This window comes from Halalkalibaculum sp. DA3122 (assembly GCF_043951865.1).
Lineage (GTDB): Bacteria > Bacteroidota > Rhodothermia > Balneolales > Balneolaceae > JAMQKA01.
The window spans coordinates 11278-27217 of the sequence record NZ_JBINJF010000003.1; the positions used below are offsets into that span (position 1 = coordinate 11278).

The following is a 15940-nucleotide window of genomic DNA, read 5'->3' on the forward strand; positions in this document are numbered from 1 at the left end:
GTTTTGTCAGCCCCAAATTTATAAATTTATTTAGATCAAGTCTAAGTTAATTGTCTTTTATTTATGACAACCGACACTCAACAACCGGCTGTTGCTGTTATCGGCGGAGGGATATCCGGCCTGACTACCGCTTTTTTGCTCAGGAAAAAGGGATTGGAAGTAACGGTATTTGAAAAAAAAGGGTATCCGGGCGGAGTCATAAAAAGTATCCGCAATCAGGGCTGGCTGGTAGAATGGGGTCCCAACACCATCATGGCAAAATCGGAACAGCTTTGGGAGTTGATCAAAGAACTCGACTTGACGGAGCACGTCGTTGAAACGGGAAAAGAGGCCGCAAAGCGATATATCGTCAAGAATGGGCGGCCTGAACCACTGCCGACCTCTGTGGGGGGATTTCTGCGTACGCCCCTACTTTCGCTGAAAGGAAAATTGCGGATATTCAGGGAACCGTTTATTCCCAAATCGCGGCAGCCCGAAAGTATTGCCGATTTTTTTGAACGGCGCCTCGGCAGGGAGGTACGGGATTACGCGGTAAATCCCTTTGTGGCCGGCATCTATGCCGGGGATCCCCGGCAGCTGTCCATCCGGCATACCCTGTCACGCGTGTATGAGCTGGAACAACAGTTTGGATCCATTTTTAAAGGAGCGGTAAAATCATCCCGCAGGTCGAAGTCGAACTCGTCGGTCCGGCGCCCGGGACTGATCTCGTTCAAGCGCGGACTGCAAGAGCTTCCCAACCAGCTTGTAAAACAACTGGATTCCTCTATCCGGTTCGGCAGTGCCGCTACCGCCGTCACGCGAAAAGATCGCACATGGGCGGTTACCGTCAACGATGAAGAAACCCACGCATTTGATTCCATTATTTTTACCGCCCCTCTCCACCAGCTCGACGCCCTCACTTTTAACGTCGAAAAACCGGGATTGATTGACCATCTTGAATCACTCCGGTACGCTCCCATCGCCACGGTAAGCCTGGGATTCAAACGCGAACAGGTTTCCCACCCGCTCGACGGCTTCGGCATGCTGGTTCCCGATGCGGAACCCTTCAACATACTCGGGTGCCTGTTTTCCTCCTCCCTTTTCAGGAACCGTGCCCCCGAAGAACATGTGCTGCTCACCTGCTTTATAGGAGGAGAGCGCCACCCCGGGCATGTTGCCTTGCCGAATCCCAAAATAAAAGAGATGGTGACAGACGATCTCGGGCAACTGCTCGGCTGTACCGGGCAGCCACAATTTGAATCTCTGCACCGGTGGAACAGAGCGATCCCTCAATATGGACTCGATCATCAATCTTACCTGGATGCGATGGATGAACTGGAGGAATGCAACCGCGGACTCTATCTGACGGGCAATTTCAGGTATGAAGTCTCTGTTCCCGGATGTATAAGCGGCGCATATGAAACGGCTGACCGCGCAGCTTCGTTTTTGCAATCCAACACGTAACAAGATTTGTTATTTTAAGGAATTGACAGCTCAACATTTGAATACCATTTTCAAGTAAACCAAACAGACACTATTTATGGCGAATGCATATTTCGAAATACGGGAACCCAGCAACGAACCGGTCAACTCGTACGCGCCGGGCACACCCGAACGGTCCGCTTTGAAGGAAGAAATCAACCGGCTAAAAAACCAGGAAATTGAGATTCCCGCCATTATTGGCGGCGAAGCGGTCAAAACCGGACATACCGCTGATGTAGTGATGCCGCACAATCACAGCCACAAGCTGGCCTCCGTGCATCTTTGCGGAGAAAAAGAGGTGAAAATGGCTGAGGATGCGGCCCTTGAAGCCCGCAAAACATGGGCGGAGATGCCCTGGGAGCAGCGGGTCTCGGTATTCAAAAAGGCCGCCGACCTGCTCTCCGGTCCCTGGCGCTACACGCTCAATGCCGCCACCATGCTCGGGCAGTCAAAAACCCCGCACCAGTCCGAAATAGATGCCGTCGCCGAGCTGGTCGACTTTTTCCGCTACAACTCCTACTACCTGACCCAGATTTACCAGGATCAGCCCTATTCTCCCGATGGCATGTGGAACCGTACCGAATACCGCCCGCTTGAAGGTTTTGTATTTGCCGTTACGCCGTTCAACTTCACCTCTATTGCGGGCAACCTGCCAACCGCCCCGGCCATTTGCGGAAACGTCTCGCTCTGGAAACCGGCCACTTCGTCCATCTATTCCAGTTACTTTGTGATGAAACTGCTGGAGGAAGCCGGTCTCCCCGCGGGTGTTATTAACTTCCTGCCCGGCTCCGGTGCCGATGTGGGAGATCCGGCCACCGACAGCAAACATCTCTCCGGGCTCCATTTTACCGGTTCCACCGCTACATTTCAGCTGCTCTGGAAACGAATTGCCGACAATATCAAAAAATATAAGACCTATCCCCGTATTGTGGGCGAAACCGGCGGCAAGGATTTCATCTTTGCTCACCAAACCGCCGATGTGGATGCACTGGTGGTTGCGGCCCTTCGCGCAGCTTATGAGTACCAGGGCCAAAAATGTTCGGCCGCTTCCCGCATGTATATTCCCGAGTCACTCTGGAGTGAATTCAGCGAACAATTCCTCGAAGAGGCCAAAAAAATCAACGTCGGCGATGTCGAAGATTTCAGCACGTTTATGGGGGCCGTTATTGACCAGGGAGCGTTCAACAGCATCACCTCTTATATCGACTACGTCAAGGAATCGGATGATGCGGAAATCCTGTTTGGGGGCGACTATGACGACTCTGAGGGCTTTTTCATACAACCGACACTGGTACAGGCACACGATCCGAAGTTCAAAACCATGCAAGAGGAGATCTTTGGTCCTGTGCTGACGGTGTATGTATATGAGGATGACCAGTTTGAGGAAACCCTTGAGCTGTGCGATACCACTTCGCCCTATGCGCTGACCGGCGCCATTTTTGCCCGGGATCGCGACGTGCTCCAGCAGATGTCGGATTCCCTGAGGCAGGCGGCGGGCAACTTCTATATCAACGACAAGCCTACGGCCGCGGTCGTCAACCAGCAGCCGTTTGGCGGAGCGCGAAAATCCGGAACCAACGACAAGGCCGGGAGTGCCGCCAACCTGATGCGCTGGCTTTCCCCGCGCTCCCTCAAGGAGAGTACGGTTCCTCCCAAAGACTGGACGTACCCATACATGGAGGAAGAATAGGATAGACCTGAAAAAAAAAAAAGAAAAGAAATGCGACGCACTGTTAAGGTGCGTCGCATTTGGGTTAGGCGACCAGTGCAAATGGGGCTGTCAGCCGCCTATTAAAATTCTTGTTTCAGGCTGTCAACGGTCTCTCTCATGCCGTCGAGCCGACGGTCTATATCCTGTTTGAGCTCCTTCCAGTTTTCTGCAGAGCGTGCCTGCAGCTCCTCGAGATCGTCCTGCAGCTGCTCCCGCTTCTGCTGAAGGCTGTCCAACTGCTTTTGCAGCTCACTCTCCGTTTCACCGGAGGCCTCGCTGATCCTGTTCTTTAGCTGTTCCACCTGCTTGTCAACAGCGTTCAACTGCTCTTTTACACTGTGGACAAATTCGGTTTTGGTCACTTCAATATCTTGCCGAACCGACTCCATGGCCTGCCGACCCTCCTCTTTCATCTCGTTTATTTCATCCTTGGACTGCTGGCTACAGGCAGACAGCATCAGTGCCAAAGTCAATAAAACCAGGGAATAGACAGAATTTCTCATAATAAATTTTGTATTGTAGTGTTCATGTAATGCAGCTGTTGTATGCTGTTACCATGCAGAGCCTTTTTTGTTCCGATTCAAGATATTTCTGAATTCCGCAACATTTTTTAGATATTTAAACCGATTTTTTAACCATACTATTTAAAACATGAACATCAGTATATTGGGTTGTGGCTGGCTGGGGTTCCCCCTGGCTTCCAGCCTTGTGAATGAAGGACATACCGTAAAAGGATCTACTACAACAGAGGAAAAACTTGAGAAGCTCAGCGACGAGGGAATTACTCCCTATCTGCTCAGCCTTGATCCTCAGCTTGAAGGGAATCCATCAGCATCCCGGGATTTTTTTGACGCGGACCTGCTGGTTCTCAATATCCCCCCCGGTCGTCGGCGCCCCAACGTTATTGACTTTCACACCTCCCAGATCGCATCTGTGATTGAACATCTGCAGGACGCTCCCGTCCAATCGGTTATTTTTGCCAGTTCCACATCCGTGTACCCCAAAAAGGGAGGCGTCATGGAGGAGGGCGATGCAACGCCCGGCCACGCTACGCGAGATTCCGGGGAAGCGCTGATACAGGCAGAACAGATGCTGATGGACCAAGACCATTTTGATACGACCGTCGTACGGTTTGGAGGACTCTACGGGTACGACCGCCATCCGGCCAATTATCTTGCAGGCAAAAAAGATATCCCCGGTGGAAACGCGCCGGTCAACCTGATTCACCGGGATGACTGCATCAATATCCTGACTGCTATCATTGAAAATGACATCCGGGGAGAGATATTTAATGCGGTCTCGGACGGCCATCCGCCCAAGAACCAGTTTTATAAAATTATTGCTGAACAAGCCGGCCTGGAGCCTCCTTCTTTTCTGCCGGATTCGGACAAAGATTACAAAGTAGTGTCCAACCGAAAGCTTAAAAAAATGCTTGATTATCAATTTGCGTATCCAAATCCGCTGGATGTAGCCCCGGCCTTTTCAGGGTAACTGCATATCGGCATTCTGGCATTTAGCCACCTGCGGGGTACTACGGTTATATAGAACTTTTCAGGCTTCGCGGCTGTTCTTCAGATAAAAATTTTAACCGAAAAGAAACGTGGGCCTCTGCCATGTACTGCGGTTGTAAGGCCGGTTTTAACCACTCGAATTCCTGTAATTCCCCATGAGAGGACTTTGCGAAACATTCGAATCACCGTTCGGAGGGAGTTGTACTCCCACAGTATGTGTTATATATGATGGTCGGTGGTCCCCCCCCCAACCAAGCATCAGGTTCTGAAAAGGCCTCGACAATTTGATCCTTAAACAAAACTCTGTGTACAATGGAAGAAAAAGTTTATACCTACGACACGGGTGAAGTCACGGTAACGTACGATTCCAGGCGATGTATTCACGCTGAGGAGTGCGTAAAAGGCCTTCAGTCGGTTTTCAACCCAAACAAGCGTCCCTGGATTCAGCCCGAATATGCCACTCCCGAAGAGATTAAGGATGTGGTGCATCGTTGTCCCACCGGAGCACTGCACGTTAAACGGGCTAACACGGGAGAAGAGGATCAGGCAATCCCGGCCCGCAACACGATCAGCGTAAACCCGGATGGGCCGATCTACTTTCGGGGAAACATCGTAGTACAGTCGCAGGAGGGCGATCCTGTGTTACAGGATTCGCGATTCGCTCTTTGCAGATGTGGTGCCTCCGGGAACAAGCCGGCTTGCGACAACTCTCACAAGAAGATCGATTTCAGCGCTTCTTCCCATATTCCCCGCGCCCCTTTCAGCAGTGATCGGCAACAGGAAAAAACAGGAGAGGGAGAAACGCTTATCCTGAAGGTCATGAAAAACGGTCCGCTGCTCGTGGAGGGAAGCTACCAGATCTACTCGACCACTTCACAGCCTGTCAACAGCTCAAAAACCATTGCACTGTGCCGGTGTGGTGGTTCTTCCGATAAACCCTTTTGCGATGGAACGCACAAGGAGATCGGGTTTAACGGTTGACTGGCTGCAACAATGGTCTTTAATTCAGTTGGTTGAAGGGATTTGCAAAACATTTATCCCGCTGGTTTCGCGTTATCATAAACCTGTTGATATAAATAGTAACATCACATACCCTATTCCATGAGTAAACTTTTTCTCTCCATTGGAGCAATCAACGCAGCGCTGGCCGTAATGCTGGGAGCTTTTGGAGCTCACGGTCTCAAAGAGAGACTGACGGTCGATATGCTTGACATATTTGAAACGGCGGTACAGTACCATTTTTACCACGCACTCGGGCTGCTCGCCGTCGGACTGCTGGCCATCCATTATCCAGAGTCCGGCTCTCTAAAATGGGCTGGCTGGCTGATGCTGGCAGGAATTGTGATCTTCTCCGGCAGTCTCTATATACTCAGTGTTAGCGGAATCCGGTGGCTCGGGGCAATCACGCCTCTTGGGGGCATCAGCTTTATTGCCGCCTGGGTTCTATTGCTGATCGCCGTGGCAAAAACGAGCTGACGCGATGTATAACTGAATCACCATGCGTGTGCCAGTTGCAGTATATCCAGCAAAGAGAAAGTCCGGATGGCCGGTAACCACGGCACCTCAGCGAGAGATTTAGCGTGATATCACCGGGTGTGAGCCTGGACAGAATCCCTGGTTTTTCGGAGCCATTACACAACTCAATCAAATTTTTAACATAATGAATACTCTCGACGCTTACCGACGACTGATCGCACTCCTGCCCATAATCATCCTGATCGGCGCGCCCGCACTGGCCCAAAATGAAATTGAACGCGAGCGAAACTCGTTGAGAGGAATCGCCGAGATGGGATTTACCGTCAACATCGAGACTAATGTATCGCTCAACGAAAAGGGGGAGCTTGAAATAAGCTCTATTAAACAGCAGGCCGTCGACAAGCTCAGGGAGGCCGGGCTGACCATTGTTCCGGATCGCGAAATCCGTTCTTCAGCGGATCTTCCCTTTCTCTATATGCACATAAACACGATGGACGCCGGCCGCGGACTGGTGCCATTTTCGATTTCCCTGGATCTCTATCAGCCTGCGCGCCTAACGCTGAACCGTGACCTGCAGACCTCGGTAAGCACCTGGCAAACCGGCCTTGTAGGCATCGTATCGTACGACAGGATGAATGTTATAGGGGAATCCGCTGTTGGTATCCTGGACGATTTTATCAAGGATTATAACAAGGTAAACCTGTAAAATGGTTATTTGTAAATAAAACTAGAAAGAGGGCGAAGAATTTTTTTTATTTAGCCAACCTTTAGTTTTATAAAAATTGTATATCATTAGCAACCCCAAAGTGTTTAAACTTTTATCAAAAGTAACTAGCAGATGAACATCGAAGATTTTCGTGAGTACTGCCTTTCTTTTACCGGAGTCACCGAAGGGTACCCCTTCGACGAGGATACACTTGTATTCAAGGTTATGGACAAGATGTTTGCCATGGCCGATGTAGAAAGTTTTGACCATATCAACCTGAAGTGCGATCCAGTCAAAGCCGCCATGCTTCGCGATCTTTACCCGGAAGTGAAGCCGGGCTATCATATGAACAAACGGCACTGGAACTCCATTGATCCCAAGGGAGAACTCGATGACGTGCTAATCAAAGAATGGATTGAAGACTCATACAACCTGGTTGTGGAGAACCTCCCCAGAAAAAAACAGAAGAAACTGGAAGCGATGGAAGAAGAGGACGACTAGCCTGCTTTTCTCACGACAATAAAGTCTGAATTCGTGTAATGCCTTGACAGGAAGCAAGTTACCTTAATTTTAAGGCTGGGATAAATCTCACAGTGTGTAGCGGGCTACGAAATAGTCCCGCCTGCTGCGTTGAAGTTGGAAATCGCCTTGCACACGAACCAATTTCATGGTGAGAAAAGCAGGCTAACACGTACCTTTCACCAGGTACTGGAGTAAAATGCTGCAAAATATTCTGCTCAGCGGTATTGTTCGGATTCTCAACGGTTGGAACCCGAACTCTTTTTCCACAAGCCTGAAAGGCGCTGCAGGCTTTTTTTCTCAAATCTCCATACAAATTCAAACTGTCCAAGGATAAAACCGTAGAACAAAAACAGGATTTGGTAAGCCGGAAAGACGGTGAGAACCCATGCCAGCATCTCCAGCAGGAACGGCGTTTGGTCATTGATACCGAGCCATCCAAACGCAAATTTTCGCACATAGAGGGCGGTAAATCCGGTAATTGAGAAGATAAACAGAATCAGGAGAAGCTCTCCGACCGTCTTTATCTGCCAGCGTTTTTTTAATTTTTCAATCAGCTGATTCATCCGTTGGCACGCTTGTCGAGTGCAGCTTCAATAGACTGGTCGGCTGCTTTTATCGTTTTGTCCAGAAGCTCTTTGGTATGGGTGGTGGCCAGGAACCAGCTTTCAAACGGTGAAGGCGGTAGGTAGACTCCCCGTTTCAGCATTTCATGGAAAAATGCCTTAAACAGCTCTTTGTCAGTCGTGTCTGCAGAGTTGAAATCGGTAACCTTCTGTTCGGTGAAGAATATGCTGCTCATGGAGCCTACGCGATTTACATGGTGGGCGACCTGGTGTCTATTGAGCAGTTCAAGCAGCTCTGCCTGCAGGTAGGCCGCCTTTTTTTCCAGGTCATCATAATGGTGGGGATTCTCATGGAGTTCTGTAAGGAGTGCATACCCTGCGGCCATCGCCAACGGATTGCCCGAAAGCGTGCCCGCTTGATAGACCGGTCCATCCGGCGAAACCACTGACATGACCTCCCGCTTGCCACCAAAGGCACCAACCGGCATCCCGGCTCCTATGATCTTGCCATAGGTCACCAAATCTGCTGTTACGCCGTACCGCTCCTGAGCCCCCCCTTCGGCTACTCGAAAGCCGGTCATCACTTCATCAAAGATGAGAACTATCTCGCGGGCGTCACAAAGTTCACGGAGTCCCTGCAAAAATCCTTTCTTTGGCGGAATGCATCCCATGTTTCCCGCGACCGGTTCCAGGATGATGGCTGCCACTTCATCATCGTGCTTATCCAGCAGCTGCTTGACACTGTTGAGATCGTTGAAATCAGCGATCAGGGTGTCCCGGGCCGTCCCCCTGGTTACTCCCGGACTACTGGGTGATCCGAGCGTCAGGGCACCACTGCCGGCTTTAATCAGGAAAGAATCTCCATGACCGTGATAATTCCCCTCAAACTTGATAATCTTGTCCTTCCCGGTATAACCGCGAGCCACCCGAATGGCGCTCATCGTGGCCTCGGTACCGGAATTCACCATGCGAATTTTATCCACACCGGGTACCATATCCCTGACAAGCTCCGCCATTTTCACCTCAATCTCCGTCGGGGCCCCGAACGAGGTAGACTTCGCTGCCGTTTCCTGCACAGCCTTTACCACCGGTTCCCAGGCGTGCCCCATAATCATTGGTCCCCACGACCCCACAAAGTCGACATATTCCCTGCCGTCGACATCGGTAAGGATGGAGCCCTTGGCTTTCTCCACGAATACGGGCGTTCCACCTACCGAATTAAACGCGCGGGCCGGGGAATTGACTCCGCCCGGAATAAATTTTTGCGCTCGTTTAAATAATTTTTCGCTCTTCTCTAACATAACATTGGTAAAACTTTTCTGTTTGCCAGGAACGCGGTTCATCGTGTTTCCTGGTTCAGATTATTTCCTGTTCAACAATTTCGAAGCCGCCTTGGCGAAATAGGTGGCGATCAGATCGGCGCCAGCTCGTTTAAAACCGATCAGCGCCTCCATCATCGCCTCCTCTTCATCCAGCCAGCCGTTGGCGGCAGCGGCCTTTAACATAGCGTATTCCCCGGAAACATTGTATACTGAAACCGGCAGCTGCACCGACTCCTTCACCGCCCTGATCACATCCAGGTACGGGAGGCCGGGTTTGACCATCACAATATCGGCGCCCTCCTGTTCGTCCATCCGGGCCTCTTTAACTGCTTCGCGCACATTCGAGGGATCCATCTGGTAGGTCTTCTTGTCGCCGAATCCGGGAGCGGAATCCAGCGCGTCGCGAAACGGCCCGTAATAGCTGGAGGCGTACTTGGCGCTGTAGGCCATAATGCCGGTGTGCTTGAAGCCGTCGTCATCCAGGGCGTCGCGCATGGCACCGATGCGGCCGTCCATCATGTCGGAAGGGGCCACATAATCTGCACCCGCTCTTGCATGACTTACGGCTATTTCAGCCAGCACTTCGACCGACTCGTCATTCAAAATTTCACCCTCTTCAACTATCCCGTCGTGGCCATAGCTGCTGTACGGGTCCAGCGCGATATCGGTCATCACCAGCATATCGGGAAATTCTTTCTTGATCGTTCTCACCGACCTCTGCATCAGTCCTTGCTCATTCAGCGCTTCAGTCCCTTTATTATCCTTTTTGTCGTCCGGTACCTTCACAAAAACCAGCACGGTTCGAATCCCAACCTCTTTCAGCTCCCGAATTTCATCCATCAGCAGATCCAGCGTGTAGCGGAAGTAGTCGGGCATGGAGGGGATCTCTTCTTTCCTGTTTTCCCCCTCCATCACAAATACCGGGGCGATAAAATCGGCCGGCTTCAGGTGGTTTTCGGCCACCATATCGCGGATGGCGCTGCTGATTCGTAATCTTCGCGGCCGTTGGTAAGGAAATTGTCCGTATGGCATAATCTAAAATTAGTTATTTAACGGAACGCGGATAACGCTGATTAGGCGGATATTCCCTGATTATATCTATCTGCGATGATCCGTCCATTCGGTGTCATCCGCGTTCTATTTCTGATTTTCGAATTCAATCCAGTCAATGGGATTTTTCAGGCGCTTCAATAGATACGCTTCTCGGCTGTTTTCTTCAACCTGGAAATCGTAATCCCACCGTACGCGCGGGGGCAGACTCATCAGGATTGATTCGGTACGCCCGTCCGTTTTGAGTCCGAACAGCGTGCCCCGGTCGTGAATCAGGTTAAACTCCACATAGCGACCGCGCCGTATCTCCTGGAAATAGCGCTGTTTATCATTATATGGCTCATCCCTGCGGCGCTTCACAATGGGAACGTAAGAATCCAGGAAAACCTTGCCCGCATCGGTGGTAAAGGCGTACCAGTCTTCGGCTGAATAATTTTCGGAGGGACGCAGGTAGTCAAAAAACAAGCCCCCTATACCGCGGGCTTCTCCACGGTGAGTATTATAGAAGTACTCGTCGCACTCTTTCTTGAACCTTGGATAGAGCTCATCTCCGTGTCGATCGCACACCTCTTTGAACACGCGGTGAAAATGGACGGCGTCTTCATCCCACAAATAGTAGGGGGTCAGATCCGCCCCTCCGCCGAACCACTGGTCGCGAATTTCGCTCATATTTTGGTCATCGTAGAGCTCAAAATAACGGAAATTGGCGTGCACCGTAGGCACCATCGGACTTTGGGGATGTATGACGAGAGAAATACCGCCGGCCCAAAACCAGCCCTGTTCCACGTCGAATCGCTGGCGAATCAGCTCCGGGAGTTCTCCATACACCGTTGAAACATTCACTCCCCCTTTCTCAAAAAGATCTCCTTTTTCAATGACACGGGTGTGGCCTCCACCTCCGCCTTCGCGCTCCCAATCATCATGGCGGAACTGGGCTTTCCCGTCCAGCCCCTCCAGCGTAGTACAAATTTCGTCCTGAAGATCGTAGATAAATTGAATAAATCGTTCTTTGATCGGGCGCTCGGGGTCCCCCTTCGAAGGGGGTGCAGGGGGATGGCGATCCGGTGAATTCTGTTGGTTATTTCGGATTATACTGTTTCCTGTCATTATTTTTCCAACTATCTGATTTGCTTAGCTTAATGCGTTTAGAGGACAGGAGGATTAACCCTGGTTCTAGCGAATTAGATGACTAAAACAAGCTGATAACCGGTAAACGCACTATCGTAATAACTAATTTATCTGGTCATCCCCCTCAATCCCCTTCGAAGGGGACTCTCAAATGCGTCTGTGCTAATCTGTGGTACCGTATTCCTTGACAGTATCGATGAAGGCGCGGGCGTGATCTACGGGCACATTCGGTAAAATACCGTGGCCGAGATTGGCGATGTATTTATCTTTGCCGAACCGTTCGATCATTCGCCTGGTTTGGCGCTTAATATCATCGATGGGCCCCAGCAGTTTTGTGGGGTCTAGGTTGCCCTGCAACGTCAGCCGGTTGCGCGTGGCTTCACGGGCGTATTCCGGGGTGATGGTCCAGTCTATACCCAGGGCCGCGGCGTTGCTTCTGAAACTAAGGCGCTCCAGGGCGTACCAGCTGCCCTTGGCAAAAAGGATCACCGGCACTTCGTCGATCTCCTCCGCGATCTCCATAAGCGACGGCATCGCCCATTCGTTGAAATCTTCTGGACCAAGCAATCCGGCCCAGGAATCAAACACCTGTACCGCCTGGGCGCCGGCCTCGACCTGTGCTCTCAGGTAGTCGATAGTAGCACGGGTCAGCTCCTTGAGGACATGCCGGGCCGCGTTGGGGTGTTGATACAGAAACGCCTTGGCCTTGTCGAAATTCTTGGATCCCTCTCCCTGTACCATATAGCAGAACAGCGTCCATGGTGCCCCTGCAAAGCCGATCAGCGGGACACGTCCGTTCAGCTCATTCCGGGTCAGGGTGATCGCCTCCATCACGTGATGCAGCTTCTCCGGCACATCCTGCGATAGTATGGCAAACGCATCATCCGTCGACTCAATCGGGTTGTGCAGCACCGGACCCTTGCCTGATACCAGCTCCACATCGATTCCCAATGCCTGGGGAACGGTCAGAATATCTGAAAAAATAATGGCCGCATCGGGCTCCAGCTCATCGATCGGCTGGAGGGTGATTTCACACGCCAGCTCGGGGGTCTCCACCCTTTCAAAGAAGCTGTATTTTTCGCGGATTTTCATGTATTGCGGCAGGTAACGGCCCGCTTGCCGCATCATCCAGACAGGTGGTCGTTCTACTTCTTCTCCCCGCAAGGCGCGCAAAAAGAGATCGTTTTTAAGAGCTGGAAAGGTTTCTTTCATACAATGCTTTTTAAGTGGTCATGCAATTTTGTTAACAGTTACTGCTGATTCTTTGAACCTGAGCCGAGTGCCAATTTACATAATTCGTGATACGCAATATTAGAGATGATTCAACCCGGCACAGTATCCATCGCGGGCTACTTCACTTTTTCTTTGCTGAACAGGTAATTTGAAACGTTCCTCAACAGTGTTTCGGTTGAGGGTTCATCCGCAATTTTCACCAATTGTCCCGAGGCTTTCTCCAATGCTTCCCCGGTTGTAGAACCAATGGCGAACAACGCGGGAAGATTTCCTGCATCCTCAAATCCCTGCCCTTTGGCAAACCCTTCCACGGCACTGGGACTGTAAAACAATATGGCCGAAATTGGTTCTTCCGGCAGGTATACTTCGTTGATAATGGTCTTGTATACCTCGAGCTCAGTCACTTCAATTCCCGCTTTCCCAAGCCCGTTGACGAGCTCCGGGCGACTCAAATTCCCGTGAAAGTAGAGCACTGCATCTGTTTTTCCTTCATCCGCGATCAGACGAGCCAGGTGCTCAGCGTCTTGTGTTATCGGAATTTTTGCATCAAGTCCGAGTTCCCGGAGGGCCCCCTGCGTCTTGCTGCCGACGGCAAAAAGCTGCGTCTCGGGCCGCACTTGCAATCCGGCGTTTATCAACTGCTCCAACGCTTTAACGCCGTTACTGCTGGTAAAAACCCACTCCGCCCTGGGGTTCTCGTTGATCACGCGCAGTACATCATTCCAATATTCGGGAAATTCAAATTCCAGTGCCGGCTTAATTATGGGATTCAGTCCGAGTACCCGCGCGTACTCAATCTCCTGGCCCGAAAGCGGTCGCGTGACGAGTATGTTCTGCTTGTCGTGTCGCATGGTGATCAGTGGCAGTAGTCAGTGTGTCAGTGAACAATCCAGCTCGAAACGCTGCTTCGTTTGTATCAAGTTCTCGAAGCAGCGCTTCGAGCTACAAACATCATACCTGTGTGTCTGTCGCGAGTGTCTCGCTCGTGCCACAACACAAGTCTTCAATAGCACGAGCGGGACGTTCGCGCTATTTCGGTAGTATCTTTTTGTGGATTTCTTATTCTTCCTGTTCCGTTTCCTTCATCTGGTCGATCACTTTGGAGGCGCCCTGCTCCAGCAGCTCCTCCGCCGCGCGGTGTCCTAATTCTGCTGACCGGTCTACCGGCTCGGTGATCTCAAAATCAAACCGCTCGCTGCCATCCAGCATCAGGGCTACGGCTTTGAAGTGCAGCATGTCACCCTCGATTGAGGCATATCCGCCGACGGGCGCACTGCATCCGGCTTCCATGTCGTGCAGGAAATCGCGCTCAACGCGGGTGCATAGTTCCGTCTCACGGTGGTTCAGGTCGTTCAGCTGCCGTTGCAGCACCAGGTCCTCCTCCCGGATCATCACGGCCATGGCTCCCTGGGCGGCCGCGGGCACCATCCAGTCGAGGTAGGCGCTAATATGCTCGCCCAGCCCGATACGCGTGAGTCCCGCCGCAGCGAAAATAGCCGCGTCCCATGCGTTCTCCTCCACCTTTCGGAGACGCGTGTTCACGTTGCCACGGATGTTGGTGATGGTGTGGTTGGGATAGCGATTGAGCCACTGCGCGCGCCTGCGGTTACTGCTGGTGGCGATGGTTGCTTCACAGTCTGTATCTTCCAAAAAATCGGTGCCACCAGGCGCAACCAGTGTGTCCCGCGCATCGGCCCGTTCGAGTACAGCGGCCACTTTCAGGGGCAGCGGGTTTTCTGTGGGAAGATCTTTGTAGGAGTGGACCGCCAGGTCGATCTCGTCGTTCAAAAGGGCATCGTCCAGCGCCTTGGTGAACACGCCCTTGCCCCCCATTTCGGTGAGCGGCGTGGTGAGATCGATATCCCCCTCCGACTTAACGAAAACAAGCTCGGTTTCATGGCCGAGCCTGGAGAGCTGTCGGGCAACCGTTTTCGCTTGCCAGGTTGCCAGTTCGCTTTCGCGCGTGCCGATACGAAGCCTCTTTCGTTTAATCATGATTCCGGTCGGTTTCCAGCTTGAACATATCGTTAACGACCCTGGTCACCTGTTCCGATTCATGGTGATCGCGCAGGTGTTCAATTGAATAGGCGGCAATTTTGTTGACGATACGACGGGTCAGGTTTTCGACTTTGTCACGATCGCTGTCCTTGATCTTGTTCTTGAAAAAGTCGAACTCATCCTCCCGGATCGACTCAAACTTGCTCGTCAGCGCCTTGATTGTTGGCACCACTTTCTGGACGCTCAGCCAGTTCTGGTAGTCGGTAACTTCGTCTTCAATAATTTTTTTTACCAGTGGGATGTTTTCTTCCCGCTTTTGGTAGGCATCATCGGTTACATCCGCCAGGAAATCCATATTTGCGAGATCGACAAAATCGAGCGAACCGACCTGAGGATCGATGTTGCGGGGTACCGAAAGATCGAGCATCACCTTGAACCGGCCCCGGGCTTTCGAGTGTTCCATATCCTCCAGCGTGATAACCGGCTCCGAAGCACCTGTAGCGACAATGACCAGGTCCGACTCATCAATCTGCCGGGGCAGGTTGTCATAATCGGCCACTTCCAGGTCATATTTGTCGGCCACAAATTCAGCGCGATCGCGCGTGCGGTTCACCAGCGTCACTTTCCGGGCTCCCAAACTCACCAGGTTCTTGCAGGTCACCTTACCGATTTTCCCGGTGCCGATCAGCAGGATATTTTTATCGGTGAGGCTCTCAAACGTTTTCATTGCAAACTGCACGGCGGCGTAGGCCGTCGTGGCAGCCCCTTCGCCCAGGGAGGTTTCATTACGCGATCGCTTGTGGGCACGGAACACATGCTGCATCAGCCGGTGCAGCTCGCCGGAGACCGCATCTTTTTCAGAGGCAAATTCGTAGCCCTCTTTGACCTGGTTGACAATTTGCAGGTCGCCTAAAATCTGGGAATCGAGTCCCACGGTAACCTGGAACAGGTGATCGACCGCCGGGCGGCCCACTTTTTCAAACCCGTAGCTGTGAAACTGGTCCAGCGAGGCATCGGAATAGGTGATCAGCAGGCGTATGAGCTCTTCGGGGGACGTATCCTTCGCAAATATCTCCGTGCGGTTGCAGGTGGAAACCACGAACAGGCTGTTAACACCTTCACGCAGCGCTCCTTCTATCAGCTCCTGTTTTTGCTGGTCGCTGAGGCTGAATTTTTCACGTACTTCAATAGCAGCCTCCCAGTGGTTGACACCGACCACACAAAAATCACCAAGTTCCTGATCAACCTGTTGCATCATG

Annotated in this window: 16 protein-coding genes; 7 read left to right on the forward strand and 9 right to left on the reverse strand. The window is 51.7% G+C overall.

The genetic code is table 11. The features are described 5' to 3' along the window. Window positions 1–63: 63 nt before the first annotated feature. Together hemG and pruA are read left to right on the forward strand one after the other, a co-directional pair. On the forward strand, window positions 64–1443 hold the full coding sequence (gene hemG / locus ACG2F4_RS02910) for a protoporphyrinogen oxidase (protein ID WP_395258198.1): 1380 nt from the start codon (window positions 64–66) through the stop codon (window positions 1441–1443). Window positions 1444–1519: 76 nt separating this feature from the next. Then, a complete protein-coding gene (pruA, locus tag ACG2F4_RS02915) occupies window positions 1520–3151 on the forward strand; it encodes an L-glutamate gamma-semialdehyde dehydrogenase (protein ID WP_395258201.1) in 1632 nt (543 codons plus the stop codon). Between the two features lie 101 nt (window positions 3152–3252). Here the strand turns inward: pruA and ACG2F4_RS02920 are convergent, their stop codons facing one another. Then, window positions 3253–3675: a hypothetical protein gene (locus ACG2F4_RS02920; RefSeq protein WP_395258203.1), complete on the reverse strand. Its 423-nt coding sequence runs from the start codon at window positions 3673–3675 to the stop codon at window positions 3253–3255. A gap of 148 nt (window positions 3676–3823) precedes the next feature. Between ACG2F4_RS02920 and ACG2F4_RS02925 the strand changes: the two genes are divergently transcribed. From ACG2F4_RS02925 to ACG2F4_RS02945, 5 genes are all read left to right on the forward strand, one after another. Beyond that, entirely contained in the window at window positions 3824–4663 is an 840-nt protein-coding gene (locus ACG2F4_RS02925; RefSeq protein ID WP_395258205.1) for an SDR family oxidoreductase, read from the forward strand. A gap of 332 nt (window positions 4664–4995) precedes the next feature. Continuing rightward, window positions 4996–5664, forward strand: coding sequence for a CDGSH iron-sulfur domain-containing protein (locus ACG2F4_RS02930; protein WP_395258207.1), 669 nt, complete (start codon window positions 4996–4998; stop codon window positions 5662–5664). Window positions 5665–5784: 120 nt separating this feature from the next. Then, window positions 5785–6159, forward strand: a complete 375-nt coding sequence (locus ACG2F4_RS02935; RefSeq protein ID WP_395258210.1) for a DUF423 domain-containing protein — start codon at window positions 5785–5787, stop codon at window positions 6157–6159. 184 nt (window positions 6160–6343) lie between these two features. Then, window positions 6344–6865, forward strand: coding sequence for a hypothetical protein (locus tag ACG2F4_RS02940; RefSeq protein WP_395258213.1), 522 nt, complete (start codon window positions 6344–6346; stop codon window positions 6863–6865). Window positions 6866–6997: 132 nt separating this feature from the next. Continuing rightward, the gene (locus tag ACG2F4_RS02945; protein WP_395258216.1) at window positions 6998–7366 is read left to right on the forward strand and encodes an MmcQ/YjbR family DNA-binding protein; all 369 of its coding nucleotides are present in this window, start codon (window positions 6998–7000) and stop codon (window positions 7364–7366) included. Between the two features lie 257 nt (window positions 7367–7623). Here ACG2F4_RS02945 and ACG2F4_RS02950 read toward each other — a convergent pair whose 3' ends face one another. The 8 genes from ACG2F4_RS02950 to hemA form a co-directional block, all read right to left on the reverse strand. After that, complete coding sequence (locus ACG2F4_RS02950; protein WP_395258219.1) at window positions 7624–7950, reverse strand: DUF6787 family protein; 327 nt, start codon at window positions 7948–7950, stop codon at window positions 7624–7626. Next, window positions 7947–9293 carry a glutamate-1-semialdehyde 2,1-aminomutase gene (gene hemL, locus ACG2F4_RS02955; RefSeq protein ID WP_395258221.1) on the reverse strand — a complete coding sequence of 449 codons (1347 nt, stop codon included), beginning with the start codon at window positions 9291–9293 and terminating at the stop codon, window positions 7947–7949. Before hemL ends, ACG2F4_RS02950 begins: the two co-directional genes overlap by 4 nt. Window positions 9294–9311: 18 nt before the next feature. Then, window positions 9312–10304: a porphobilinogen synthase gene (gene hemB / locus ACG2F4_RS02960; protein WP_395258224.1), complete on the reverse strand. Its 993-nt coding sequence runs from the start codon at window positions 10302–10304 to the stop codon at window positions 9312–9314. A 105-nt stretch (window positions 10305–10409) separates the two neighbouring features. Continuing rightward, complete coding sequence (hemF, locus tag ACG2F4_RS02965) at window positions 10410–11336, reverse strand: oxygen-dependent coproporphyrinogen oxidase (protein WP_395258598.1); 927 nt, start codon at window positions 11334–11336, stop codon at window positions 10410–10412. Between the two features lie 276 nt (window positions 11337–11612). Further along, window positions 11613–12662, reverse strand: a complete 1050-nt coding sequence (hemE, locus tag ACG2F4_RS02970; protein ID WP_395258227.1) for a uroporphyrinogen decarboxylase — start codon at window positions 12660–12662, stop codon at window positions 11613–11615. Between the two features lie 137 nt (window positions 12663–12799). After that, on the reverse strand, window positions 12800–13534 hold the full coding sequence (locus tag ACG2F4_RS02975; protein WP_395258230.1) for a uroporphyrinogen-III synthase: 735 nt from the start codon (window positions 13532–13534) through the stop codon (window positions 12800–12802). 208 nt (window positions 13535–13742) lie between these two features. After that, complete coding sequence (gene hemC / locus ACG2F4_RS02980; RefSeq protein WP_395258233.1) at window positions 13743–14678, reverse strand: hydroxymethylbilane synthase; 936 nt, start codon at window positions 14676–14678, stop codon at window positions 13743–13745. Then, entirely contained in the window at window positions 14671–15939 is a 1269-nt protein-coding gene (gene hemA / locus ACG2F4_RS02985; RefSeq protein ID WP_395258235.1) for a glutamyl-tRNA reductase, read from the reverse strand. The genes hemC and hemA overlap by 8 nt, the downstream gene beginning before the upstream one ends. Window position 15940: the final 1 nt, after the last annotated feature.

Coding starts and splice junctions, on each gene's coding strand:
- ACG2F4_RS02925 (WP_395258205.1), top strand. CDS start 3,824: ATGAACATCAGTATATTGGGTTGTGGCTGGCTGGGGTTCCCCCTGGCT.
- ACG2F4_RS02930 (WP_395258207.1), top strand. CDS start 4,996: ATGGAAGAAAAAGTTTATACCTACGACACGGGTGAAGTCACGGTAACG.
- ACG2F4_RS02975 (WP_395258230.1), bottom strand. CDS start 13,534: ATGCGACACGACAAGCAGAACATACTCGTCACGCGACCGCTTTCGGGC.
- ACG2F4_RS02945 (WP_395258216.1), top strand. CDS start 6,998: ATGAACATCGAAGATTTTCGTGAGTACTGCCTTTCTTTTACCGGAGTC.
- hemA (WP_395258235.1), bottom strand. CDS start 15,939: ATGATGCAACAGGTTGATCAGGAACTTGGTGATTTTTGTGTGGTCGGT.
- ACG2F4_RS02940 (WP_395258213.1), top strand. CDS start 6,344: ATGAATACTCTCGACGCTTACCGACGACTGATCGCACTCCTGCCCATA.
- pruA (WP_395258201.1), top strand. CDS start 1,520: ATGGCGAATGCATATTTCGAAATACGGGAACCCAGCAACGAACCGGTC.
- hemB (WP_395258224.1), bottom strand. CDS start 10,304: ATGCCATACGGACAATTTCCTTACCAACGGCCGCGAAGATTACGAATC.
- hemL (WP_395258221.1), bottom strand. CDS start 9,293: ATGAACCGCGTTCCTGGCAAACAGAAAAGTTTTACCAATGTTATGTTA.
- hemG (WP_395258198.1), top strand. CDS start 64: ATGACAACCGACACTCAACAACCGGCTGTTGCTGTTATCGGCGGAGGG.
- hemE (WP_395258227.1), bottom strand. CDS start 12,662: ATGAAAGAAACCTTTCCAGCTCTTAAAAACGATCTCTTTTTGCGCGCC.
- ACG2F4_RS02935 (WP_395258210.1), top strand. CDS start 5,785: ATGAGTAAACTTTTTCTCTCCATTGGAGCAATCAACGCAGCGCTGGCC.
- ACG2F4_RS02920 (WP_395258203.1), bottom strand. CDS start 3,675: ATGAGAAATTCTGTCTATTCCCTGGTTTTATTGACTTTGGCACTGATG.
- hemC (WP_395258233.1), bottom strand. CDS start 14,678: ATGATTAAACGAAAGAGGCTTCGTATCGGCACGCGCGAAAGCGAACTG.
- ACG2F4_RS02950 (WP_395258219.1), bottom strand. CDS start 7,950: ATGAATCAGCTGATTGAAAAATTAAAAAAACGCTGGCAGATAAAGACG.